This is a genomic window from Pandoraea terrigena (assembly GCF_902459705.1).
Lineage (GTDB): Bacteria > Pseudomonadota > Gammaproteobacteria > Burkholderiales > Burkholderiaceae > Pandoraea > Pandoraea terrigena.
In genome coordinates this window covers 405439-428680 of sequence record NZ_CABPRU010000002.1, presented here as the reverse complement: position 1 = coordinate 428680, position 23242 = coordinate 405439, and the positions used below count along the sequence as shown (strand labels likewise).

Annotated in this window: 21 protein-coding genes and 1 pseudogene; 19 read left to right on the top strand and 3 right to left on the bottom strand. The window is 63.7% G+C overall.

Annotated features, from left to right (window positions below; all coding sequences use genetic code 11):
* The first annotated feature begins 19 nt into the window (after positions 1-19).
* The 18 genes and pseudogenes from PTE31013_RS06205 (at position 20) to nagZ (ending at position 17422) form a co-directional block, all read left to right on the top strand.
* Positions 20-1009, top strand: coding sequence for a beta-ketoacyl-ACP synthase III (locus PTE31013_RS06205; protein WP_150611931.1), 990 nt, complete (start codon positions 20-22; stop codon positions 1007-1009).
* A gap of 108 nt (positions 1010-1117) precedes the next feature.
* Entirely contained in the window at positions 1118-2047 is a 930-nt protein-coding gene (gene fabD / locus PTE31013_RS06200) for an ACP S-malonyltransferase (RefSeq protein WP_150611930.1), read from the top strand.
* A gap of 24 nt (positions 2048-2071) precedes the next feature.
* Complete coding sequence (fabG, locus tag PTE31013_RS06195) at positions 2072-2821, top strand: 3-oxoacyl-ACP reductase FabG (protein WP_150611929.1); 750 nt, start codon at positions 2072-2074, stop codon at positions 2819-2821.
* 136 nt (positions 2822-2957) lie between these two features.
* Entirely contained in the window at positions 2958-3197 is a 240-nt protein-coding gene (gene acpP, locus PTE31013_RS06190; protein WP_010805232.1) for an acyl carrier protein, read from the top strand.
* 147 nt (positions 3198-3344) lie between these two features.
* Complete coding sequence (fabF, locus tag PTE31013_RS06185) at positions 3345-4583, top strand: beta-ketoacyl-ACP synthase II (RefSeq protein ID WP_150611928.1); 1239 nt, start codon at positions 3345-3347, stop codon at positions 4581-4583.
* Positions 4584-4752: 169 nt separating this feature from the next.
* Complete coding sequence (gene rpoE, locus PTE31013_RS06180) at positions 4753-5352, top strand: RNA polymerase sigma factor RpoE (protein WP_150550677.1); 600 nt, start codon at positions 4753-4755, stop codon at positions 5350-5352.
* Positions 5353-5390: 38 nt separating this feature from the next.
* Entirely contained in the window at positions 5391-6086 is a 696-nt protein-coding gene (locus PTE31013_RS06175) for a sigma-E factor negative regulatory protein (protein ID WP_150611927.1), read from the top strand.
* Positions 6087-7145 (top strand): MucB/RseB C-terminal domain-containing protein, encoded by a 1059-nt coding sequence (locus PTE31013_RS06170; RefSeq protein WP_150611926.1) that lies wholly within the window; start codon positions 6087-6089, stop codon positions 7143-7145. It begins immediately after the preceding gene.
* Positions 7146-7271: 126 nt separating this feature from the next.
* Entirely contained in the window at positions 7272-8759 is a 1488-nt protein-coding gene (locus PTE31013_RS06165; protein WP_150611925.1) for a DegQ family serine endoprotease, read from the top strand.
* Positions 8760-8771: 12 nt separating this feature from the next.
* Positions 8772-9017 carry a glutaredoxin family protein gene (locus PTE31013_RS06160; RefSeq protein WP_150611924.1) on the top strand — a complete coding sequence of 82 codons (246 nt, stop codon included), beginning with the start codon at positions 8772-8774 and terminating at the stop codon, positions 9015-9017.
* Positions 9018-9193: 176 nt separating this feature from the next.
* Positions 9194-10999: a translation elongation factor 4 gene (gene lepA / locus PTE31013_RS06155; RefSeq protein ID WP_150611923.1), complete on the top strand. Its 1806-nt coding sequence runs from the start codon at positions 9194-9196 to the stop codon at positions 10997-10999.
* Positions 11000-11017: 18 nt separating this feature from the next.
* The gene (lepB, locus tag PTE31013_RS06150; RefSeq protein ID WP_150611922.1) at positions 11018-11932 is read left to right on the top strand and encodes a signal peptidase I; all 915 of its coding nucleotides are present in this window, start codon (positions 11018-11020) and stop codon (positions 11930-11932) included.
* 276 nt (positions 11933-12208) lie between these two features.
* Positions 12209-13099 (top strand): annotated as a pseudogene (rnc, locus tag PTE31013_RS06145) (ribonuclease III); the annotation flags it as partial.
* A 63-nt stretch (positions 13100-13162) separates the two neighbouring features.
* Positions 13163-14056: a GTPase Era gene (gene era / locus PTE31013_RS06140; protein WP_150611920.1), complete on the top strand. Its 894-nt coding sequence runs from the start codon at positions 13163-13165 to the stop codon at positions 14054-14056.
* The gene (gene recO, locus PTE31013_RS06135) at positions 14043-15065 is read left to right on the top strand and encodes a DNA repair protein RecO (RefSeq protein WP_150611919.1); all 1023 of its coding nucleotides are present in this window, start codon (positions 14043-14045) and stop codon (positions 15063-15065) included. Before era ends, recO begins: the two co-directional genes overlap by 14 nt.
* A complete protein-coding gene (gene pdxJ / locus PTE31013_RS06130) occupies positions 15062-15823 on the top strand; it encodes a pyridoxine 5'-phosphate synthase (protein ID WP_150611918.1) in 762 nt (253 codons plus the stop codon). The genes recO and pdxJ overlap by 4 nt, the downstream gene beginning before the upstream one ends.
* Positions 15824-15860: 37 nt before the next feature.
* Entirely contained in the window at positions 15861-16379 is a 519-nt protein-coding gene (gene acpS, locus PTE31013_RS06125; RefSeq protein WP_281351794.1) for a holo-ACP synthase, read from the top strand.
* A complete protein-coding gene (nagZ, locus tag PTE31013_RS06120) occupies positions 16376-17422 on the top strand; it encodes a beta-N-acetylhexosaminidase (protein ID WP_150611917.1) in 1047 nt (348 codons plus the stop codon). Before acpS ends, nagZ begins: the two co-directional genes overlap by 4 nt.
* Before the next feature lie 139 nt (positions 17423-17561).
* On the opposite strand, the gene efp is transcribed toward nagZ, so the two are convergent.
* Together efp and earP are read right to left on the bottom strand one after the other, a co-directional pair.
* Positions 17562-18119 carry an elongation factor P gene (gene efp / locus PTE31013_RS06115; RefSeq protein WP_150550687.1) on the bottom strand — a complete coding sequence of 186 codons (558 nt, stop codon included), beginning with the start codon at positions 18117-18119 and terminating at the stop codon, positions 17562-17564.
* 140 nt (positions 18120-18259) lie between these two features.
* On the bottom strand, positions 18260-19495 hold the full coding sequence (earP, locus tag PTE31013_RS06110) for an elongation factor P maturation arginine rhamnosyltransferase EarP (protein ID WP_425495544.1): 1236 nt from the start codon (positions 19493-19495) through the stop codon (positions 18260-18262).
* 150 nt (positions 19496-19645) lie between these two features.
* Between earP and uvrC the strand changes: the two genes are divergently transcribed.
* Positions 19646-21865, top strand: a complete 2220-nt coding sequence (gene uvrC, locus PTE31013_RS06105) for an excinuclease ABC subunit UvrC (protein WP_150611915.1) — start codon at positions 19646-19648, stop codon at positions 21863-21865.
* Between the two features lie 13 nt (positions 21866-21878).
* On the opposite strand, the gene kch is transcribed toward uvrC, so the two are convergent.
* Positions 21879-23105, bottom strand: coding sequence for a voltage-gated potassium channel protein (gene kch / locus PTE31013_RS06100; protein ID WP_246173915.1), 1227 nt, complete (start codon positions 23103-23105; stop codon positions 21879-21881).
* Between the last annotated feature and the right edge of the window lie 137 nt (positions 23106-23242).

Below are 23242 nucleotides of genomic sequence, written 5' to 3'. Positions count from 1 at the left end.
CGCTCTAACCGATCATAAGATGACTCAGTCCGCGATTCATTCCCGCGTCGTCGGTACCGGCAGCTACCTGCCGGCGCGCCGCGTGACCAATCAGCAGTTGGCCGACGATCTGGCCGCCCGTGGCATCGAGACAAGCGACGAGTGGATCGTTGCTCGCACCGGTATCCAGGCCCGCCATTTCGCCGCGCCCGATCAGACGAGCAGCGACATGGCCGTGGAAGCCGCCAGGCGCGCGCTCGACATGGCCGGTTTGAGCGCCGACCAGCTCGACCTCATCATCGTCGCCACGTCGACACCGGATTTCGTGTTTCCGAGCACTGCCTGCCTCGTGCAGAACAAGCTCGGCATCGACAACGGCTGCGCGGCGTTCGACATTCAGGCGGTTTGCTCGGGCTTTGCCTACGCCATGGCAACGGCCGACAACTTCATTCGTTCCGGCGCGTATCGCAACGTCCTTGTGATCGGTGCCGAAACGTTCTCGCGTATTCTCGACTTCACCGACCGGACGACCTGCGTGTTGTTCGGCGATGGCGCGGGCGCGGTGGTCTTGCAGGCGTCCAGCGAGCCGGGCATTCTGGCGAGCGCGTTGCATGCGGACGGTAGCCACGCGAACATTCTGTGCGTGCCGGGTAATGTGAGCGGCGGTGCGGTGCAGGGCGAAGCATTCCTCTATATGGATGGCCAGGCCGTGTTCAAGCTGGCGGTGCGCCTGCTGGAAAAGGTGGCCAATGAGGCTCTGGAGAAGGCCGGAATGGCGCCGTCGGCGATCGACTGGCTGATTCCGCACCAGGCCAACCTGCGCATCATGACGAGCACGGCCCGCAAACTGGGACTTCCCGAAGAGAAGATGATCGTGACCGTCGACCAGCATGGCAATACGTCGGCCGCGTCGATTCCGCTGGCGCTCGACGTCGCGGTTCGCGACGGACGCATCAAGTCTGGCCAGAACGTGATGATCGAAGGCGTGGGCGGCGGCTTTACGTGGGGCGCGGTGCTGTTCCGTATGTAAACGGCCTCGGCGCAGGGGCGCCACGCGTGGTCATGCCCCCGATGCGCCGCAAGTCGGCGCGACAGTGGCGCCGCAATGTTTCTGAATCTGACTGCAAAACCAGGCGCTATGACATTCGCTTTCGTTTTTCCGGGACAGGGTTCCCAATCGGTGGGCATGCTCGATGCCTTCGCAGACAACGCTATTGTGCGCGAGACCGTCGCCGAAGCTTCGGATGCCCTTGGGCAGGACATGGCCAGGCTGATTGCCGCTGGCCCGGTCGAAGACCTCAATCTGACGACCAATACCCAGCCGGTGATGCTGACCGCCGCCTACGCGATGTATCGCGCATGGCTGGCCGAGGGAGGGGCCAAACCCGCATTCGTCGCGGGCCACAGCCTCGGCGAATATACGGCGCTGGTCGCCGCGGGCGTGATTGCGTTCAAGGATGCCGTGCCGCTCGTGCGTTTTCGCGCGCAAGCCATGCAGGAAGCCGTGCCCGTCGGGCAGGGTGGCATGGCCGCCATTCTGGGACTGGATGACGACACCGTTCGCCGTGTCTGCGCCGAAGCATCGGCAGCAGGCGTCGTCGAGGCCGTCAACTTCAACGCGCCGGCGCAGGTCGTGATCGCGGGCGCCAAGGCGGGCGTGGAAAAAGCCTGCGAACTGGCCAAGGCTGCCGGGGCGAAGCGCGCTCTTGTGCTGCCGGTGTCGGCACCGTTCCATTCGTCGCTGCTCAAGCCGGCGTCTGATCGACTGTGCGAGTATCTGGCCGGTGTCACGTTCAGCGCACCGCAGATTCCGCTGGTCAATAACGTCGATGTCGCCGTCGAGACTGACGTGGCTCGCATCAAGAATGCGCTGGTGCGTCAGGCCGCGGCACCCGTGCGCTGGGTCGAGTCGGTGAAGTGGCTCGCGGCACAAGGCGTGACGCAAGTCGTCGAGTGCGGTCCGGGCAAGGTGTTGAGCGGCCTGACCAAGCGCATCGACGGCACGCTCACCGGGTTGGCGATCACCGATCCGGCGTCGCTCGCCGACGTGCGCGTGCAACTCTCGTAAGACACAGTCAAGGGTATGACTCTCATGAGCAAGCAACTCGACAACCACGTGGCGCTGGTGACCGGCGCCTCGCGCGGCATCGGTCGTGCCATTGCCCTCGAACTCGCTCGCCAGGGCGCGACGGTCGTGGGCACCGCCACCAGCGACGCTGGTGCGCAAAGCATTTCCGCGTATTTCGCCGAGGCCGGTGTGACCGGCAAGGGCATTGTCCTGAATGTGACCGACGCCGGAGGCGTGGCAGCGGCACTCGACGACATCCTCAAGCATTACGGCAAGCTCGACATCCTCGTCAATAACGCCGGCATCACGCGCGACAACCTCGCCATGCGAATGAAGGACGACGAATGGGACGACGTGATCGACACGAACCTGAAGGCGATCTTCCGTCTGTCGCGCGCGGTCATCAAGCCGATGATGAAGGCGCGTAGCGGCCGGATCATCAACGTGACCTCGGTCGTTGGCTCGGCGGGCAACCCCGGCCAGGCCAATTACGCGGCTGCCAAGGCAGGTGTTGCCGGCATGTCCCGTTCGCTCGCCGCCGAGATCGGCAGCCGGAACATCACCGTCAACTGCGTCGCCCCGGGCTTCATCGACACCGATATGACCAAGGCACTGGGCGAAGCGCAGCACGAAGCGCTCAAGGCCAGGATTCCGCTGGGCCGCCTCGGTGCGCCGGAAGACATCGCGAATGCCGTGGCGTTCCTCGCATCGCCGCAGGCCGGCTACATCACCGGCACGACGCTTCACGTGAATGGCGGCATGTTCATGAATTAACGGAATTTCGTGATAATTGTGCTGGGATTGTGCAATTTTGAGCGACATTGAACATTATTTGGCGCAGGCTAACTTTGCTTGGCAAACCTGTTAAAATGCGCGCACTTGTCTGAACTAACTACCCTGGAGGGTTTGAATGGATAACATTGAGCAACGCGTCAAGAAGATCGTCGCGGAACAACTTGGCGTGAACGAAGCCGACGTCAAGAACGAATCCAGCTTTGTGAACGACCTCGGCGCCGACTCGCTCGACACGGTTGAGCTGGTGATGGCCCTGGAAGAAGAATTCGAGACGGAAATTCCGGACGAAGAAGCCGAAAAGATCACCACCGTGCAGCAGGCCATCGATTACGTCCAAGGCAATTCCAAGGCCTAAGAGGCCCGCGGAGGATCGCCTGGACGGCCGGGGTGCCGACCGGTTCCTGGCGTCAGGCATGCCTGCCAGCCGCAGGGAGCACAGGGTCGAACCCTGTCGCCTCTGTGGCTTTTGTTTTGTAAGACCCAGCAGAAGAAGGGGAGTATCGTGAGTCGTCGTCGCGTCGTCATTACCGGTCTGGGCCTGATCTCGCCGGTCGGCAACACTGTTGCCGAGGGTTGGGAGAATCTGGTCGCGGGCCGTTCGGGCATCGCCAACATCACGAAGTTCGATGCGAGCGAATTCAAGGTGCAATTCGCCGGCGAAGTCAAAAACTTCGAGACCGAGAAGTATCTGTCGGCCAAGGAAGCGCGCCGCATGGATACCTTTATCCATTTCGGCCTCGCCGCAGGCATTCAGGCGTTCGAAGACAGTGGCCTCGCGGTCACGGAAGCGAACGCGGAACGTATTGGTGTGCTGGTCGGTTCGGGCATCGGCGGCCTGCCGATGATCGAAGACACGCATGACGATTTGCTCAAGGGCGGTCCGCGCAAGATCTCCCCGTTCTTCGTGCCGGGTTCGATCATCAACATGATCTCCGGGCACCTGTCGATCAAGTACGGCCTGAAGGGCCCGAACCTCGCGATCGTCACCGCTTGCACCACCGGCCTGCACTGTATCGGTCAGGCCGCGCGCATGATCCAGTACGGGGACGCCGACGCGGTGCTCGCCGGTGGCGCCGAGTCGACGGTGTCGCCGCTGGGGATCGGCGGCTTTGCGGCGATGACCGCGCTGTCCACGCGCAATGACGATCCGGCGACGGCGAGCCGTCCGTGGGACAGGGATCGCGACGGCTTCGTGCTGGGCGAAGGCGCTGGCGTGATGATGGTCGAAGAATATGAGCACGCCAAGGCGCGCGGTGCGAAGATCTACGCCGAGCTGAAGGGCTTCGGCATGAGCGCCGACGCCTATCACATGACCGCCCCGTGTGAAGACGGCGACGGCGCACTGCGCGCCATGACGAACGCGCTGCGCGACGCCGGCATCAATGCCGACACCGTGAACTATGTGAATGCGCACGGTACGTCGACCCCGCTGGGAGATATCGCCGAGACGGTCGCCGTCAAGCGCCTGATGGGCGATGCCGCCAGGAACGTCGTGGTGAACTCGACCAAGTCGATGACCGGCCACCTCCTGGGGGGCGCGGGCGGCCTCGAGTCTGTGTTTACCGTGCTGGCCGTTCATCACCAGAAGTCGCCGCCGACGATCAACATCTTCAATCAGGACCCCGCTTGCGACCTCGATTACTGCGCAAACGTGGCGCGTGACATGAAAATTGATGTCGCATTGAAGAACTCTTTCGGATTCGGCGGGACTAACGGCACGCTGGTCTTCCAGCGAGTCTAAGTTCGCGGGACGCCGCGCAGGCGTCCCGTTCCGCTGACCCACGCTCCGGCGAGTGTGCCCCGGGGCGTGCGGCGTCACAGACACTTCCCGCCGCGGTGGCATGGGCTGCCGCGGAGCCATCAGGCCCGACCGGGGCCTGGCCGCCAGAGAAAATACGGATCCAAATCAGGTGAGTGAACGAGAAATCGACCAGGCGCTCGTCGAGCGCGTGCAGAAAGGCGACAAAGCCGCCTTCGAGCTGCTGGTCGCGAAATATCACCGCAAGATCATCCGCCTCGTATCGCGGCTCGTGCGCGACGCCGCCGAGGTCGAGGATGTGACGCAGGAGGCCTTCATCAAGGCCTACCGCGCCTTGCCGCAATTTCGCGGCGAGTCGGCGTTCTATACCTGGCTGTACCGTATTGCTGTGAACACGGCGAAGAACCACCTGGCAACGCAGGGGCGTCGTGCACCGACCTCGACTGAAGCGAACGCTGAAGAAGCGGAAACTTTTGCCGAGGCTGATCAACTAAGGGATATCAACACGCCTGAGTCGATGCTGATGAGCAAGCAGATTGCTCAAACGGTCAACGCGGCGATGGAGGCTTTGCCCGATGAGCTTCGAACGGCGATTACCCTGCGAGAAATCGAAGGGTTGAGCTACGAAGAGATCGCCGAAGCCATGGGGTGCCCGATCGGAACGGTCCGTTCGCGAATTTTCCGGGCGCGTGAAGCGATTGCCAGCCGGCTCAGGCCGCTGCTGGACACGCCTGACGGCAAGCGCTGGTGAGCGCGCCGCCGGGGAAGTCATTTTCGTTAGGGGATATCATGGGATCAGCGACGGTGCAAACGCAGCGGGGGCTGCAAGCCGAGCGAATTTCCGCGTTGGTGGACGGGGAATTCGATTCGGACGAGCTGGCCGCCCTGCTGGATGAGGCTGACACCTCTGGACGGCCTTTGTGGGACGACTACCACCTGATCGGGGACGCCTTGCGTTCCGATGAGCTGACATTGCCGCGCTCCGAGTCGGCCTTCATGGCGACCTTCGCGGCACGCCTCGAGGCCGAGCCGCACCTGCTCGCGCCGACCGCACTGGCCGACGCCCAGGCAAGTGCCGCGCAAGGTGCCAGGCTCGCGGGTTCGCGCATCACCCGGATCAATCCGTTCCTGCGCGTACGGCGCGTGCTGCCGACCGCGGCCGCCGCGGCGGCCGTGGCGGCGCTGTCTTGGGTCGTGGTGCCGCGTCTGCAGGATCATCCGGCCGGCGGCACGCAGCCGCAAGTGTTGGCCCAGGCGGCAACGCCGGTCACCGGCGGTAACCCTCTCACGCGCGTTACGCTCTCGCCGCCGTCGCAAGCGGCCGTGGCGGCCAACGGCGCCAGCGCCGGCGCGCCCAACGATCTGATCGTGCTGCGCGACGCGCGCCTCGATCAGTACTTGGCGGCGCACCAGCAATATGCACCGACGCCGATCGGTCAGGGCGTTTCCCCCTACATGCGAGCCTCGGCGCAAGCGGACGAATAAATGCAGCGCCTGAGTATCGAATCCTTGCCGCGTGCGCCCATCGGGCGCACTGTCTTCCTGTTCGCCTTGCTGCTGGCGACCACGCTGCAATCGCAGGCGTGGGCGCAGGCGTCCGCACCCTCCAACGATCCGTTGATCGAGCGGCGTGAAGTCGGCGCGTGGCTCACCAAGATCCACCGCGCGGCACAGACGCAAAACTACATCGGAACCTTCGTTTATCAGCGAGGTTCGACCATGCGCTCGTCGAAGATCAGTCACTTCGCCGAGAAGGGTAACGAGTACGAGGCGCTCGAGACGCTGGATGGACGCCAGCGTCGCATTCTCCGGCAGAACGAGGACGTCTATACGCTCATCCCCGAGCAGAAGACCGTGTTCCTGGAAAAACGCGAGAGCAAGGATTCGTTTCCTGCCTTGCTCGCCACGCCCAATCGCGATGTGCTCGACTATTACGCGCCCAAGGTGCTGCCGAATGAGCGCATGGCGGGCTTCGACTGCATGGTGATCGAACTCACGCCAAAGGACGAGTACCGTTTCGGCTACCGGTTGTGGGCCGATCGCAATACGGGCCTGTTGCTGCGCGCGCAGACCCTCGATGCCGAAGGCCATCTGCTCGAGCAGGCGGCGTTCTCGCAGATCTCGATCGGCGTGCCGAGCGAGAAGGCGCGCATCGTGCATGCCATACAGGCAACGCACGGCTGGCACATCATCAAGCCGCAAATCGTCCCGGTGCATCTGTCTGATGCCGGCTGGAGCATCAACATCGACAAGAAGGTGCCGGGGTTCAAGGCGGTGCGTGAAGTGCGCCGCACGATGCGCTCGACGGCCGACGGCAAACCGCTGGAAGTCCAGCAGGTGGTATATTCAGACGGCATGGCCGGACTTTCGGTGTTTATCGAGCCGGCCACGCGCGAGCGCAAGGAAGGTCATGGCAGCGCCGGCGCGACGAACATTCTGATCAAGCGCTATGGTGACTACTGGCTGACCTTGCTTGGCGAAGTGCCGCAGGTAACGCTGCAGCAGTTCGCTTCCAGCATCGAGCACAAACAGCCGGCGAAGTGACCGGCTGTCGGGTGGGCCGCGACCGGTAACGGTTCGGTCCGGGCAGCGAGGTGCCGACAGATGCGATGTCGTCGGGGCCGGACTGCTTTCAAGCATTCCGAGACTATCGCGCACCACGATCTTCCAATGAAGAAGACCTTCCTGCTTCGTGTCATCCTTGGCGGCGCCATTGCCGCGCAATTGGCGGGAGCGCCCGCTGCGTTTGCCGCACCGGCGTCGGCGTCGGCGGCACCGCTCGTCAGCAATCTTCCCGATTTCACCCAACTGGTCGACCGGGTTGGTCCGGCCGTCGTGAACATTCGGACGACCGAGCGGGTCAGCCGCAGTCAGCGCGGTTTGCCGCCCGGCATGGACGACGACATGGCCGAGCTGTTTCGCCGCTTCTTCGGTGTACCGCTGCCGCAGCAGCCGGGGCCGAAGGGCGGTACGCCACGTCGCAGCCAGCCGCAACCGGATGACGAGCAGAACAGCGGCGTCGGGTCGGGCTTCATCGTCTCCGCCGATGGCTATATCCTGACCAACGCGCATGTGGTCGATGGGGCGGACAGTATCTATGTCACCCTCACCGACAAGCGCGAGTTCAAGGCGAAGCTGGTTGGCGCGGACAAGCGCACCGACGTCGCCGTGGTCAAGGTCGAAGCCAAGGACCTGCCGACCGTGCCGGTCGGCGACTCGAACAAGCTGCGCGTCGGTGAATGGGTGGTGGCCATCGGTTCGCCATTCGGTCTCGACAATACGGTGACGGCCGGCATCGTGTCGGCCAAGGGCCGCGATACCGGCGATTACCTGCCGTTCATCCAGACGGACGTGGCCGTGAATCCCGGCAATTCGGGCGGACCGCTCATCAACATGCGCGGTGAGGTGGTGGGCATCAACTCGATGATCTACAGCCAGACCGGCGGCTTCATGGGTATTTCGTTTGCGATTCCGATCGACGAAGTCATGCGCGTGGCTGATCAGCTCAAGAAGAGCGGCAAGGTGGTGCGCGGGCGCATCGGCGTAGCGATCAGCGAAGTCAGCAAGGACGTTGCCGATTCGCTGGGGCTGCCGCGGGCGCAAGGCGCGCTGGTGCGCAGCATCGAGCCAGGTAGCCCAGCCGAGAAGGCGGGGGTGCAGCCCGGCGACATCATCATGAAGTTCGAGGGCCGTGCCGTCGATCATGCGACCGATCTGCCGCGCATGGTTGGCGAGACCAAGCCGGGGTCGAGCGCGATGCTGCAGGTGCTGCGCAAGGGCAAGAACCAGGACTTGCGCATCACGGTCGCGGAAGCCGATACGGATACGCCGAAGGCGTCCAAGGCGCAGAGCGGAAGTGTCGACACGCCTCACCCGAACACGTTGGGTCTGGTCGTCTCTGACCTGACCGAATCGCAGAAGAAGGACATGAAGCTGCGCGGCGGCGTGCAGGTCGAGCTGGCGGAAGGTCCCGCGGGCCGCGCCGGTTTGCAGCAGGGAGACATCATCCTGCGAGTGGGCGACGCCGACATCGTCAGTGCGAAGCAATTCGAGGACGTGGTCAAGGTGCTTGATCCGAAGCGCCTCGTGCCGATCCTCGTGCGTCGCGGCGACGCCACGCAATTCGTGCCGCTGCGCCCGCGTGCGCCCGGCAAGTAATACCGCTGTCTCATGCATGCGCCGGCGCTGACGCTCTATGGCCGCAAGTGGTGTCATCTTTGCGATGACATGCTTGCGGCGCTCGAAGCCATGCGTCCGGCGTGGGCGTTCTCGGTCACGGTCATCGATGTCGACAGCGACCCGGCGCTCGAAGCACAATACGACGAGATCGTGCCGGTGCTGGCGCTGGGCGAGCGCGAGTTGTGCCGGTATCGTTTCGATGCGGCTGCGGTCGCTGCCGCATTGCAATCAGGTTGATCAGCGCCCCCTCACGCCACGAGCGACGCCCCGACCTTCCCGCCATTTTCTACCGCGATGCAAGCGATTCCGGACGGCATCGCTACGCTTTCGGCTAAAATATCGTGTTTGCCGATTCTCTCGAAAGTCGCTGCCGAGCCGAATCCGATGGCACCGACTCTTCTCTAGCCCGCCTCATGGACCATATTCGCAATTTTTCGATCATCGCCCACATCGACCACGGGAAATCGACCCTGGCCGATCGCATCATCCAGTTGAGCGGCGGTCTGTCCGATCGTGAAATGGAATCCCGGGTCCTCGACTCGATGGATCTTGAGCGAGAGCGTGGCATCACCATCAAGGCGCAGACCGCCGCGCTGGAATACAAGGCGCGTGACGGCAAGGTCTATAACCTGAACCTCATCGATACGCCGGGACACGTCGACTTTTCGTACGAGGTGAGCCGTTCGCTTTCCGCATGCGAGGGCGCACTGCTTGTCGTCGACGCCTCGCAGGGCGTGGAAGCACAGACCGTGGCGAATTGCTACACGGCGATCGAGCTGGGCGTGGAAGTGGTGCCGGTGCTCAACAAGATCGACCTGCCGTCGGCCGAACCGGAGAATGCGATCCAGGAGATCGAGGACGTGATCGGTATCGAGGCGACCGACGCCGTGCGCTGTTCCGCCAAGACCGGTTTCGGTGTGGAAGACGTGCTCGAAGCGCTCATCGCCAAGGTGCCGCCGCCCAAGGGCGACGCCTCCGCCCCGCTGCAAGCGCTGATCATCGACTCGTGGTTCGACAACTACGTGGGCGTGGTCATGCTGGTGCGTATCGTCAACGGCACGCTCAAACCGAAGGAAAAGATTCAGTTGATGGCCACGGGCGCGACCTACCCGGTCGAGCAAGTGGGTGTCTTCACGCCGAAGTCGCAGTCGCGTCCGACGCTGTCGGCCGGCCAGGTGGGTTTCATCATCTCGGGCATCAAGGAACTGGGTGCCGCGAAGGTCGGCGACACGGTCACGCACGCGCTGACGACCACGACCAAGCCAGCGTCCGAGCCGCTGCCGGGCTTCAAGGAAGTCAAGCCGCAGGTGTTCGCCGGCCTCTACCCGATCGAGGCGAACCAGTACGACGCGCTGCGCGAATCGCTTGAAAAGCTCAAGCTCAACGACGCCTCGCTGCAATACGAGCCGGAAGTCTCGCAGGCATTGGGCTTCGGTTTCCGTTGCGGCTTCCTGGGGTTGCTGCACATGGAAATCGTGCAGGAGCGCCTGGAGCGCGAGTTCGATATGGACCTCATCACCACGGCGCCGACCGTGATCTATGAGGTGGTCGAGCGCGATGGCACGGTCACCACGGTGGAAAATCCGTCGAAGATGCCCGATCCGGGCCGTATTGAAGAGGTGCGCGAGCCCATTGTCACGGTCAACCTGTACATGCCGCAGGAGTACGTGGGCTCAGTGGTCACGCTGTGTCAGCAAAAGCGCGGCGTGCAGATCGACATGCAGTACCACGGCCGTCAGGTGCGCCTGATTTACGAGATCCCGATGGCGGAGATCGTGCTCGACTTCTTCGATCGTCTGAAGTCGGTGTCGCGCGGTTATGCGTCGATGGACTATGAGTTCAAGGAGTACCGCACGTCGGACGTGGTCAAGGTCGACATGCTCATCAACGGCGACAAGGTCGATGCGCTGTCGATCATCGTGCACCGCTCGGAGAGCCGCCGCCGTGGCGCGCAGGTTGCCTCGAAGATGCGCGAAATCATTCCGCGCCAAATGTACGATGTGGCGATCCAGGCGGCCATCGGCGCGAACATCATTGCCCGTGAGAACATCAAGGCTTTGCGCAAGAACGTGCTGGCGAAGTGTTATGGTGGCGACATCTCGCGCAAGAAGAAGCTGCTTGAGAAACAGAAGGAAGGCAAGAAGCGCATGAAGCAGGTGGGGAGTGTCGAGATTCCCCAGGAAGCGTTCCTTGCCATTTTGCAAGTCGAAGACAAATAACGTAGCGACAGGTCCCGCATGAATTTCGCCCTGATTCTTTTGATCCTGGTGCTGGTGACCGGGGTGGCCTGGGTGGCCGACAAGTTGGTGTTTCAACCGGCGCGCCGCCGGGCAGCACAGGACGCCCTGGCGCAATTCGATCAACAGCAGCTTGCCATGCAGGGGGCCGGCGTTCAGGGCTCCGGCACGCAGGAAGGCAGCGCGCTCGCAAGCGCACGTGCCAAAGTGCGCGACGACAAGCTGCGCCAGCCGTGGTGGCTCGAGTATTCCGCGAGCTTCTTCCCGGTGATTCTTGCCGTGTTCGTGCTGCGCTCGTTCGTGGTTGAGCCGTTCAAGATCCCGTCGGGCTCGATGATTCCGACGCTGCACGTTGGCGACTTCATCCTCGTGAACAAGTTCGAGTACGGCATCCGCTTGCCGGTGCTCAATACGAAGGTCGTCGCACTGGGAGAGCCCAAGCGCGGTGACGTGGTGGTGTTTCGTTACCCGAAAGATGAGTCGATGGACTACATCAAGCGCGTGATCGGTGTGCCGGGCGACGTGGTGGCTTACGAGAACAAGAAGCTCACGGTGAACGGCCAGCCGGTGCCCGAGACCGCCATGCCGGACTACTTCGACGAGGAGCACATCGCCTACTTCAAGCAGTTCCAGGAGACGGTGGGCGGCGTGAAGCACCGCATTCTGAACGACCCGAACGTGCCGCCATACATCCTGGGCGCCGACGACTTCCCGGACAAGCAGAACTGCCAGTACAACAGCCAGGGCGTGATCTGCAAGGTTCCGGCGGGCCACTACTTCATGATGGGCGACAACCGCGACAACAGCGCGGACAGCCGCTACTGGGGCTTCGTGCCCGAGCAGAACATCGTGGGCCGTGCGTTCTTCATCTGGATGAATTTCTCGAACCTCAAGCGCCTGGGCCGCTTCCAGTAACGCTGCCGGTCAACCAGGGAGGCCATCTTCCTGGGCGACAATTCAATTGATGCGAAAATTGGCAATAAAATGCTAGTTTTCGCATTATTGTTTTTTAATTTGAGTTAAATGATGCGGCGGGTTGGGGGCGCGCGGAAGATCGATGCGTCGTCGCCTCGGAAATGTCCGATCCCACCCCCTCACGCGAGTCCGAAAAGCCCGTCGGAAGGCGGTCAAGCCCGTCGTTTCTTGGCGACGACGCGCGCCGGGGCGGGAGCGTCGCGCTATACTTGCGCCATGCCTCAATCTCTGAATCAACTGGAAGAACGTCTCCAGTACCGCTTCCACGATGCGGAATTGCTTTGCCAAGCACTGACGCACCGTAGCCATAGTGCCGCCAATAACGAGCGGTTGGAGTTTCTCGGCGATTCCATCCTCAACTGTTCGGTCGCAGCGATCCTGTTTCGTCGCTACGGCAAGCTCGACGAAGGCGACCTCTCGCGTGTGCGCGCCAATCTCGTCAAGCAGCAGTCCTTGTACGAAATCGCGCAGACGCTGGGGGTCTCCGATTTCCTGCGCCTGGGCGAAGGCGAACTCAAGAGTGGCGGTTTCCGCCGCCCTTCGATTCTGGCCGACACGCTCGAGGCACTGTTCGGCGCGATGTACCTCGACGGCGGGTTCGAGGCGGCATATGCCGCGATCGAGCGTCTATACACGCCCGTGCTCGAACATGTCGATCCGAAAACGCTCGGTAAGGACGCCAAGACGCTGCTCCAGGAGTATCTGCAAGGCCACAAGATCGCGTTGCCGCAGTACTCGGTGATCGCGACGCATGGCGCCGCGCACAATCAGCAGTTCGAGGTGGAGTGCACGGTTCCGAAGCTCGACATCAAGGCGGGCGGATCGGGCGCGAGCCGACGTGCGGCGGAACAAGCGGCCGCCAAGAAGGCGCTGGAGGAAGTGCTGAAGATGCCGGCACTTGCCAAGCCCAAGGCCGCGAAGAAGCGCGCGGCGAAGGCGGCGGCATCCGAGGCAAAAATGGCCGAGCCTGCCGCGCAGGTGAGCGCTGCGCCGGCCATGACGGCGTCCGCCGGTAACGGTGCGGCCCGCACGCCAGTGGCGCCCGCGGAAAAGACCGCCGAGAAGCCTGCCGATAAGCCTGACGCCGCCAAACACCCCCCGGCAGCGGCCTGAGCCCCATTCAAGGGGAGGGCGCGATGCGCCGGCCCCCTTTCAAGAGAGTTTCCAAACATGAACGATAAGACGGATTTTCGCTGCGGGACCGTGGCGATCGTCGGGCGTCCGAACGTCGGCAAATCGACGCTGCTCAACGCCCTCGTCGGTCAGAAGATCAGCATCACGTCGCGCAAGGCGCAGACGACGCGGCATCGCATTACCGGCATTTGCACCACGGACGACGCGCAGTACATCTTCGTCGACACGCCGGGCTTTCAGACGCGTCACGCTACGGCGCTGAACCGATCGCTCAATCGCGCGGTGACGTCCACGCTCTCCAGCGTCGATGTCGTGCTGTTCGTCATCGAAGCGGGCAACTTCGGCCCGGACGACGAGAAGGTGCTCAAGTTGTTGCCCGAGAACACGCCCGTGCTGCTCATCGTCAACAAGCTCGATCGCATCGCCGACAAGGCGGAAATGCTGCCGTTCCTGAGACAGGTGGGCGAGGTGCGCGACTTCCGCGAGATCGTGCCGCTGTCCGCGAAGCGCATGGATGACATCAAGCGCTTGCTCGGCGTGTTGCGTCCGTACCTGCTGGAAGGCGAGCCGATCTACGGGGAAGACGATCTGACCGATCGCAGCGAGCGGTTCATGGCGGCCGAAATCCTGCGCGAAAAAGTGTTTCGCTGGACGGGCGACGAGCTGCCGTACACGAGCACGGTCATCATCGACAAGTTCGAGCAGGAAGGGAATCTGCGCCGGATCTTTGCGACGATTCTGGTCGATCGCGATAGCCACAAGGCGATGATCATCGGCAACAAGGGGGCGAAGCTCAAGCAGATTTCCACCGATGCTCGTCTCGATATGGTGAAGCTCTTCGACGGGCCCGTGTATCTGGAAGTCTGGATCAAGGTCAAGGGTGGCTGGGCCGACAACGAGGCCGGCCTGCGGGCGTATGGCTACGAGTGAATTCGACACCTTACGTGACGACATTGCGGCGTCAGGCGCCGCATCGGCTGCCGCTGCGCCGCTGACCTCGCTCGCCTCGCCCCCTTCGGCAGCCTCGTCCACCCCACATACCCCGCGCGTCGGGGCGGTGGGGGGCCGGCCGGCGCGTCAGGCACGCGGTGCTCGCGCGCGGGGCGTGGACGACGAGGCGTCGGAAGCGTTCCCGCCCGCCGACGCCTCCGCCGATACCGTCAAGCGCGAATCCAAACGCACGCGCCGCGCGCCATCGCCTGCCCGGGCCGCCGAGCGCGAGCAAAGCCGGGTGACCGAGCAGCCCGGCTTTGTGCTGCACAGCTATCCCTACCGCGAAACCAGCCTGATCATCGACGTGCTCACCCGTGACCACGGACGCGTTGCGCTTGTGGCGAAGGGGGCCAAGCGTCCGCATTCGGCGCTGCGCGGCGTGCTCCAGACGTTCCAGCCGCTCTCCCTCGCCTGGCTTGGCAAGGGGGAACTGCGCACGCTGACCAAGGCCGAGTGGGTCGGCGGACTGCGCCCGCTCGAAGGTGACGCGCTGCTCTCCGGTTTCTACCTGAACGAATTGCTGGTGAAGTTCTGCGCGCGTGACGATCCGCACGACAAACTATTCCAACACTATCTGACCACGCTGCATCACCTCGCGCATGGCGAGCCAGCGGGCATCATCCTGCGCACGTTCGAGCGCGTGCTGCTGCGCGAGACCGGTTACGCCGTGGCGTTCGACCGCTGCACGCAGACGCGCGGCAAGGTTGCGCCCGAGCGCCGCTACGTGTTTCATCCCGACCGGGGCGTGCGTCCGGCGGGAGGGGAGGAGCCGTCGGACTGGCCGGTCATCAGCGGGCAGACGTTGCTCGACATGGAGCAAGACGATTATTCCCGGGCGCAGACCGTGCAGCAAAGCAAGCTGCTCATGCGCTTCCTTCTCAACCACCACTTGGGCGGTGTTCCGCTCAACACGCGGCAGATCCTGCTCGATCTGCAAAAACTATGAGCCTCTTCTTCCACGGCAACCCCATCGATCTCGGGGTCAACATCGATCACGTCGCGACGGTGCGCAACGCGCGCGGCACGGCCTATCCCGACCCGATCAAGGCGGCGTTGCTGGCCGAAGCGGCAGGCGCCGATGTCATCACGCTGCACCTGCGTGAAGACCGCCGTCATATTCGCGACGACGATGTGACGAATCTGCGCGACAAGCTGCTCACGCGGATGAACCTCGAGTGTGCCGTGACGGACGAGATGCTGGCGATTGCGTGCCGCGTCAAGCCGCACGATGTCTGTCTGGTGCCCGAGCGTCGCCAGGAACTGACCACCGAAGGCGGGCTGGACGTCGTGGGTCTGTACGACCGTGTGGCCGCGGCGACGCAGCAGCTCGGCGAAGCAGGCAGCCGCGTGTCGCTGTTCATCGATCCGGACGAAGCACCGATCCGCGCTGCGGCGCGCATGGGGGCGCCGGCGGTCGAGCTGCACACGGGCCGCTACGCGGAAGCACACGACGAGGCAACGCGTGAGTCCGAGTTCGCTCGCATCGAACGTGCCGTTGCCCTCGGTCTGTCGCTGGGGCTGCGCGTGAACGCCGGGCATGGCTTGCATTACGAAAACGTGCAGCCGATCGCCGCCATCGAAGGCATTTCCGAGCTGAACATCGGACACGCAATCGTGGCCCACGCCCTCTTTGCGGGCTGGGAGAACGCCGTGCGCGAGATGAAGGCCATCATGGTTGCGAGCCGCATCGCGACGCGCGGCTGAGTCGCGACACGCCCCTCCCATCTTCAGGCGCCACCCCATGAGCGAACCGACGATGCCGTCGCCCTCGTCCCCCGACGTGCCGCCGCCAGGCGGGCATGCCGTCGCCTGCGAGTCAGCGGCCACGGTGATTTACGGCGTGGGCACGGACATCCTCCAGATCAGCCGCGTCGTTGGTGTCATGACGCGCACCCATGGGCGCTTCGCCGAGCGTGTGCTGGGGCCCGAGGAACTCAAGGTCTATCACGCGCGTCAGAGCCGATCCGAGGTGCGCGGGCTCGCGTATCTGTGCACGCGCTTCGCCGCGAAGGAGGCCGTGTCGAAGGCCATCGGGCTGGGTATGCGCTGGCCGATGACGTGGCGCGCCGTGCAAACGCTCAATGCGCCGTCCGGCAAGCCGGTCGTGGTGGCCTCGGGCGAGTTGGTGCAGTGGCTGGCCGAGCGGCAACTGTCGATCGAGATTTCGATCACGGACGAGAAAGAGTACGCAGTCGCCTTCGCGATTGCGTCACGTAATGTAGGCAACATTCGCAATATTGCATCGGAGAAAACGCAATGACGAAGCGCAGACCGGGCCCGGTGATGCTGGACGTCGTCGGACTGACGCTCAGCGAGGACGACATCCGTCGCATCGACCATCCGCTGACCGGGGGTGTCATTCTGTTCGCCCGCAACTTTGACGATCGCGCGCAGTTGTGTGCGCTCACGACGCAGATTCGCGACGTGCGAGATGACGTCGTGATCGCGGTCGATCATGAAGGCGGGCGTGTGCAGCGCTTTCGTACCGATGGCTTCACGCATCTGCCGGCGATGGGCAAGCTGGGCAAGCTCTGGCACGACGACGTGTTCCAGGCCACGCGCGTGGCGACGGCCGTGGGCTATGTGCTGGCGGCCGAACTGCGCGCGTGCGATATCGATCTGAGCTTCACGCCCGTGCTGGATCTGGACTATGGGACGTCCGCGGTGATCGGTGATCGCGCGTTCGACGCCGATCCGCGCGTGGTGGCCATGCTGGCCAAGAGCCTGAATCACGGCCTGCTCCTCGCCGGGATGGCGAACTGCGGCAAGCACTTCCCGGGGCATGGTTTCGTCGCGGCGGACTCGCACCACGAGATTCCGGTCGACGAGCGCTCGCTGGACGAGATCCTCAGCGTCGATGCACAACCGTATGACTGGCTGGGTATGTCACTGGCGGCGGTCATGCCGGCGCACGTGATCTACCCCCAGGTCGATCCGAACCCGGCGGGGTTCTCTGCCAAGTGGCTCAAGGAAATCCTGCGCGGCAAGTATGCGTTCGACGGCGTGATTTTCAGCGACGACCTGTCGATGCAGGGCGCGAGCGCGGCGGGCGATGTCGTGACGGCGGCCCATGCCGCGATGGCGGCCGGCTGCGACATGGTGCTCATCTGCAACAGCCCGGAAAAAGCGGACCGATTGCTGCATGAAATGAAGTGGGCGCCTGACGGCGTATCGCAGCGTCGCATCAAGCATCTGCAGGGCCGTGGCAAGGTGCACGGCTGGGAGAAGATGCTCGCGCAGCCCGAGTATCAAGCGGCGAAGCGTCTGATCGCGCAGACGTTCGGCGCATCGTTCGGCGCGTAAGCGAGACACCGGGCGTCCCAGCGAACGCCCGCCAAACAAAAAGCGCTCGACCCTGACGGGAAGAGCGCTTTCTTGTTGCCTGACGGCCTGACGGTCGCGCCGCGTCGTCCGCAGACGGCGCAGGCGGCGTCGCAATCGCTTAGACGCGGCTGCGGTACTCGTCGGTACGCGTATCGATTTCGATCTTGTCGCCGGTGCTGACGAACAGCGGCACCTGGATTTCCAGCAGATCGTTGATCTTGGCGTTCTTCAGCACGCGGCCCGACGACGTATCGCCCTTGACGGCCGGTTCGGTGTATTCCACAACGCGCACGAGCGAGGTCGGCAGGTCGACCGAGATGGCCTTTTCATTGTAGAAAACGACTTCGCACTTCATGCCGTCTTCCAGGTACTTGATCGCGTCGCCCATGTTTTCGGCTTCGACTTCGTACTGGTTGTAGTCGGCGTCCATGAACACGTACATCGGGTCGGCGAAGTACGAGTAGGTCACTTCCTTCTTGTCGAGCACAACGACGTCGAACTTGTCGTCGGCCTTGTACGCGAATTCGCCGCGGCCTTCGCCCATCAGCTTCTTGTACTTCATCTTGACGACGCTGGAGTTACGGCCCGACTTGACGTATTCGGTCTTCAGCACGACATTGGGCTCACCGTCGATCATGACGACGTTACCGACGCGGAGTTCTTGAGCGGTTTTCATAAAAAACGAGATCCTGTGACGAAATAAGCGATTTGCCGCTTGTTGAGCGCTTCCATACGCCCCATTCGCCGCTTGATTCCCGCGCCCGCCTGGAAACGGTCCGGTGCAGCAGGTTCAGCAGCAAAGCGTTGAAAAACCAGCTATTTTACCTGATTTTCGGTGAAGCTTGCCAACTGTCGCGCGAGGTCCGGGCGGGCCCCCTGTGTGTGTGCCCACGCACGGGCGTGACGATTCAGCTCGGGCAGCGCGGTGGCCAGCGCCGGCCAGTCGGGCGGGGTGCTGGCGTAACCGTTCCAGAGATGCGAGAAGGTGCGCAGCGCCTCGCGTGCGTCGCGCCCCAGGGGCATGGCATCCGGCGCTTCAGCGGGCAGATCGTGCAGGTATCGGTCGAGAAACGCGTCGAGCTTCACATGGTGGGCGTTGTCGTCTTGCGGGTAGATGTGCCAGACGAGCGGCTTCGCCGCCCATTGTGCGCGCACGAACGAATCTTCCCCACGTACGAAATTGAGATCGCCTGCCCACAGCAGCGCGTCGAACTCGGATTGCGGAACGAACGGCAGCCCGTACACCGTCAGCGCTCCTTGTGTCGTGCATTCGCGCGGCGCAAGCGCCTCGCGGCCAAACCACGCGCCGACCAGCGGGGCGATCCGACCCTGTGGAACCAGGCAGACGATGGGCGTGTCGCTGGCGGCCCACTGTGCCAGCAACGCGGGCAGCGCGGCATTTTCATACGCGAAGAGCGATACGACCAACGCGTCCTTCGGTGCCGCCGGCAGCCCGAGCGTGCGCTGCCACCAGGCGTCGCGAAGCTCGGGGGACGCAAGGAAGGCGTCTCGCCGTGAGAACAGCTCCCGTTCTCGCACAAGCCCGCCAGTGCGTGCCGTGAAGCCCGGGAAGAAGAACGTTTTGACGAGCCCCAGTTGCGGGTGTATCGACTTTTGCAGATGACATCCCTCGACCCAATCTTCGGCGCTCAGGTACTCGAGGTTGATCCAGACCGGTGCGTTTCCCGCCTTTTTGCGCGCATGCATCGCTTGAATGCAGGCGTCGGGAATCTGGCAGGCGAACGCTTCGATGACGATATCGCCCGGTGCATTGTCGTCGGTGATCGGGCCGAAGTTGGCATCCCAGCGGCGCACGTCCACGCCATCGCAGCGTTGCCGGGCCAGCGAGGGGTCGATGTCGGGACGCAGGTGACGAAAGCTCGCGAGATCGTCGACCCAAAGCCGTACCGACCAGCCGTGTTCGCGCACGAGTTGTCGCGCGAGCCGCCAGCACACGCCGATGTCGCCGAAATTGTCGACGACGGTGCAGAACAGATCGCAGCGTGGCACCAGGGGCAGGGCGCTTGCGGCCGGAGAGACGGAAGTGGGCAGGGACATTGAGAAGCGGCGACGCGGATTGGTCTAAACTTCGGATTCTAGTCCCTGCGAGTGCCCGCGATGTATGACGACGCCTGCGCGCACGGTGCGCGTGCGGTCGCGACCGCACGGCTTCGCCGCCGGGACGCTCCGATGCCAGAGTTCATGACCGAAGACGCCCACGACGTCACGCCGCCGCGCAAATCCCGCAAAGCCAAATCCGCCACGGCGGGGGATGCCGCTCAGCCCGCGGCGCAGACGCCGCCCGACAGCGCCGCGTTCGACGCCCGCAAGGTGCTTGCCCAGTTGCCGAACCTGCCCGGCGTCTATCGCTACTACGACGCGGCGGGCAGCGTGCTGTATGTCGGCAAGGCACGCAATCTGAAGAAGCGCGTGTCGAGCTACTTCAACAAGACGCAGCTTTCCCCCCGCATCGCGCTGATGGTCGCGCGCATCGCCAAGCTGGAAACGACGGTCACGCGCTCGGAAACCGAGGCGCTGCTGCTTGAGAACAATCTGATCAAGGCGTTGCATCCGCGTTACAACATCCTGTTTCGCGACGACAAGTCGTATCCGTTTCTCAAGCTCACGCAACATAAATATCCGCGCATGGCGTATTACCGGGGATCGGTGGATCGTCGTGGACAATACTTCGGACCGTTCCCCAGCGCGTGGGCCGTGCGCGAGAGCATTCAGATCCTGCAGAAGGTGTTTCAGTTGCGCACCTGCGAGGACTCGGTTTTCACGAATCGCACGCGTCCGTGCCTGTTGCACCAGATCGAGCGGTGCAGCGCGCCTTGCGTCGGCGCCATTCAGGACGAAGACTATGCGCGCGACGTGAATAACGCGGCGGCGTTTCTCTCGGGACGCCAGAAAGAGGTGCTGGGCGCGCTCGAAGCGAAGATGGTGGCGTACGCCGAGGCGCTTCAGTTCGAGCAGGCCGCTGTGGTGCGCAATCAGATGCAGGCGCTCTCGGGCGTGCTCCAGCAGCAGTCGGTCGAGACCGCCGGGGACGTCGACGCGGATATTCTCGCCGTCGTGTACGCGGGCGGCCGTGCGTGTGTGAATCTCGCGATGGTGCGTGGCGGACGCCACCTTGGAGACAAGGCGTATTTCCCGGCGCACGTGGAGCGCGGTGTCGAAGGCGGGGTTGCCGACGAATTCGAGCAGAACGAGGTGCTCGCGTCGGAAACGTCCGAGGCCAACGCGGGCGATGCCACCATCCGAACCGACGAGATCGCCAACGACATGCCGTCGGACACCCCGTCGGCATCGCTCGAGTCGCGTCTGCTCGAGGCCTTCGTCGCGCAGCACTACCTGGGGCAGTCGGTGCCGCCGGTGCTGGTCGTGAGCCATGCGTTGCCGAGCGACGAGTTGCTGACCGCGTTGTCCGAGCAAGCGGGGAGGCGCATTGCGATGGTGCGTCAGCCCCAGGGACAGCGGCGCGCGTGGCTCGACATGGCGCTTCAGGGCGCGCAGCTTGCGCTCACGCGTCTGTTGACGGAGCAGGGCAGCCAGCAAGCGCGTACGCGCGAGCTGGTGCAAACCATCGGGCTCGACATCGACGATCCGGCGCGGCTGCGGGTGGAATGCTTCGACATCAGCCACACGCAAGGCGAGGCGACGCAAGCGTCGTGCGTGGTGTTCCATCATCACAAGATGCAGACGAGCGAATATCGGCGCTACAACATCGCCGGCATTACGCCGGGCGACGACTATGCGGCGATGCGCCAGGTGCTCACGCGCCGGTATGGCCGCTTGATGGAGGCGGCGGCCCACGTGAGCGATGCGGCCGATCCGTTGTCCGTGGCGGCCGATGTGGCGCGCGCTGAAGCCGAGACGCGGGTGCTGCCGGACGACGGGGCGGCGCCGCAAGCCGACGAGTCTGCCGATGCCGGCGGCACATCGCCCGCGTCCGACGCGTCTGACGGGGAAGCCAATTTGCCGCAACTGGTGCTGATCGACGGCGGCAAGGGGCAGGTCGAGGTGGCGCGCCAGGTGTTCGTCGAACTGGGGATCGACATTGGCCGGTTGGTCGGCGTGGCGAAGGGCGAGGGTCGCAAAGTGGGGCTTGAGACGCTGATCTTTGCCGATGGACGCGCGCCGCTGGAACTGGGCCGCGAGAGCGCGGTGCTGATGCTGATCGCGCAGATTCGTGACGAGGCGCACCGCTTTGCGATTACGGGCATGCGGGCCAAGCGCGCGAAGGCGCGTCAGACCTCACGGCTCGAGGAAATCGAGGGCATCGGCGCGAAGCGTCGTCAGCGGTTGCTGATGCGGTTCGGTGGGTTGCAAGGGGTGGCGTCGGCCAGCGTCGACGAATTGGCCAGTGTCGACGGTATTTCCACGACGCTCGCGGAGCAGATCTACCGCCAATTGCATTGACGCGCGCGGCGCTTCACGTATCGCCATGGAACAGCAGGCGCATGACGGTCTCGTTGTCGACGGTCTCGCCGGACAAGGTACGGGCAAGCAGCTCGCCGCCGACGACGGGCGCCGCGAAAATCATGTCAGGCTGAACGCGTTTGAGTTTGCTCAGATGCTTGCTGTCGTTGACCGATGCGATCGTGCGCACCTTCGGCGCAATTTCTTTCGCGGCGAGCACGATAAAGGCGTTCTCCGAATCGTCGGCACGCAGCGCGAGCAGGGCCTTGGCGTGTTCGATGCCGGCGTGGGTGAGCACGGTATTGTCGCTGGCGTCGCCATGCACAACGTCCGCCTCTTCCGGATAGGGATTGTCCCCCCCGCTCGCGATGATGACCGTCACCGGCCAGCCGCGCTTGGTGAGTTCGCTGTGCACATTGATGGCGAGCGGCGACGCGCCGGCCACGATGAAGTGGTTCTTTCGTATCACGTGAGTGAATCTCCCCGAGAGAATTTTCTTAAGGTTGCCGCCGACGAGCGGGCCGATGACGACGGTCAGCGACGTCGCGAACACACTGATCCCGAAGATGATGAGCGAGGCGGTGAAGAGTCTCGCATTGGTGCTGTGCGGCACGATGTCGCCGTAGCCGACAGTCGCCATCGTGACGATGGAGAAGTAGAACGCCGTGGCCAGGTCGGTGACGGGCGGCGTGAATTCGTGGCCGAGGTACATCGTGCCGAACGTGGCGTAGACGAGCAGCGCGAACACGGCCACCAGCGTGTAGAGCGTGGCGGCGGCGTAGCTCGCGCGGTCGAAATCCCGCCAGTACCAGAGCAGCATTGCAACGCAAACGAGCGAGAGGGCGAACGTCAGGTCGAAGCGAAGGGTCAGGTGGAAATTGATGGCGGCGGCCAGCACGAGCATGACGAGCGTGAAGGCCCAGGCGGTGCGCGCGCGGATGACGAGTCCGCAGGAGAGCGCGATGAGCGACAGGCCGGTGAGCGCGCGGGGCAGGTGCGAGAAGTCGATGCGCTCGATGGCGTTCAATCCGAAGAGCAATCGGGGCAGGTGGCTGGCGTCGATGCGCGCGAGGGCAGAGACGTCGCCGCGCACGAAGAGATCGATGAGCAGTGAGCCGGGCACGCGCAGCAACACCGAGGCGACGAGCTGGAGACCGTCGATCCCGACCAACGCCGCGATGAGGATGTGAGGCGGCACCAGCGGTCGTCGCCGTGCAAGCAGGGGCCAGGGCAGTTTCACGAGATCGGCGCTATTGGCGGAGGGTTGCAAGCAAGATAGGGGCACACGGATGCACATGTCAACTGCTGCGCGGCGCCTCGGCCTTGTCGCTGCGGGGCAGACACGGCACAATGCGGGTCTGGTACGGCTGCCGAGGG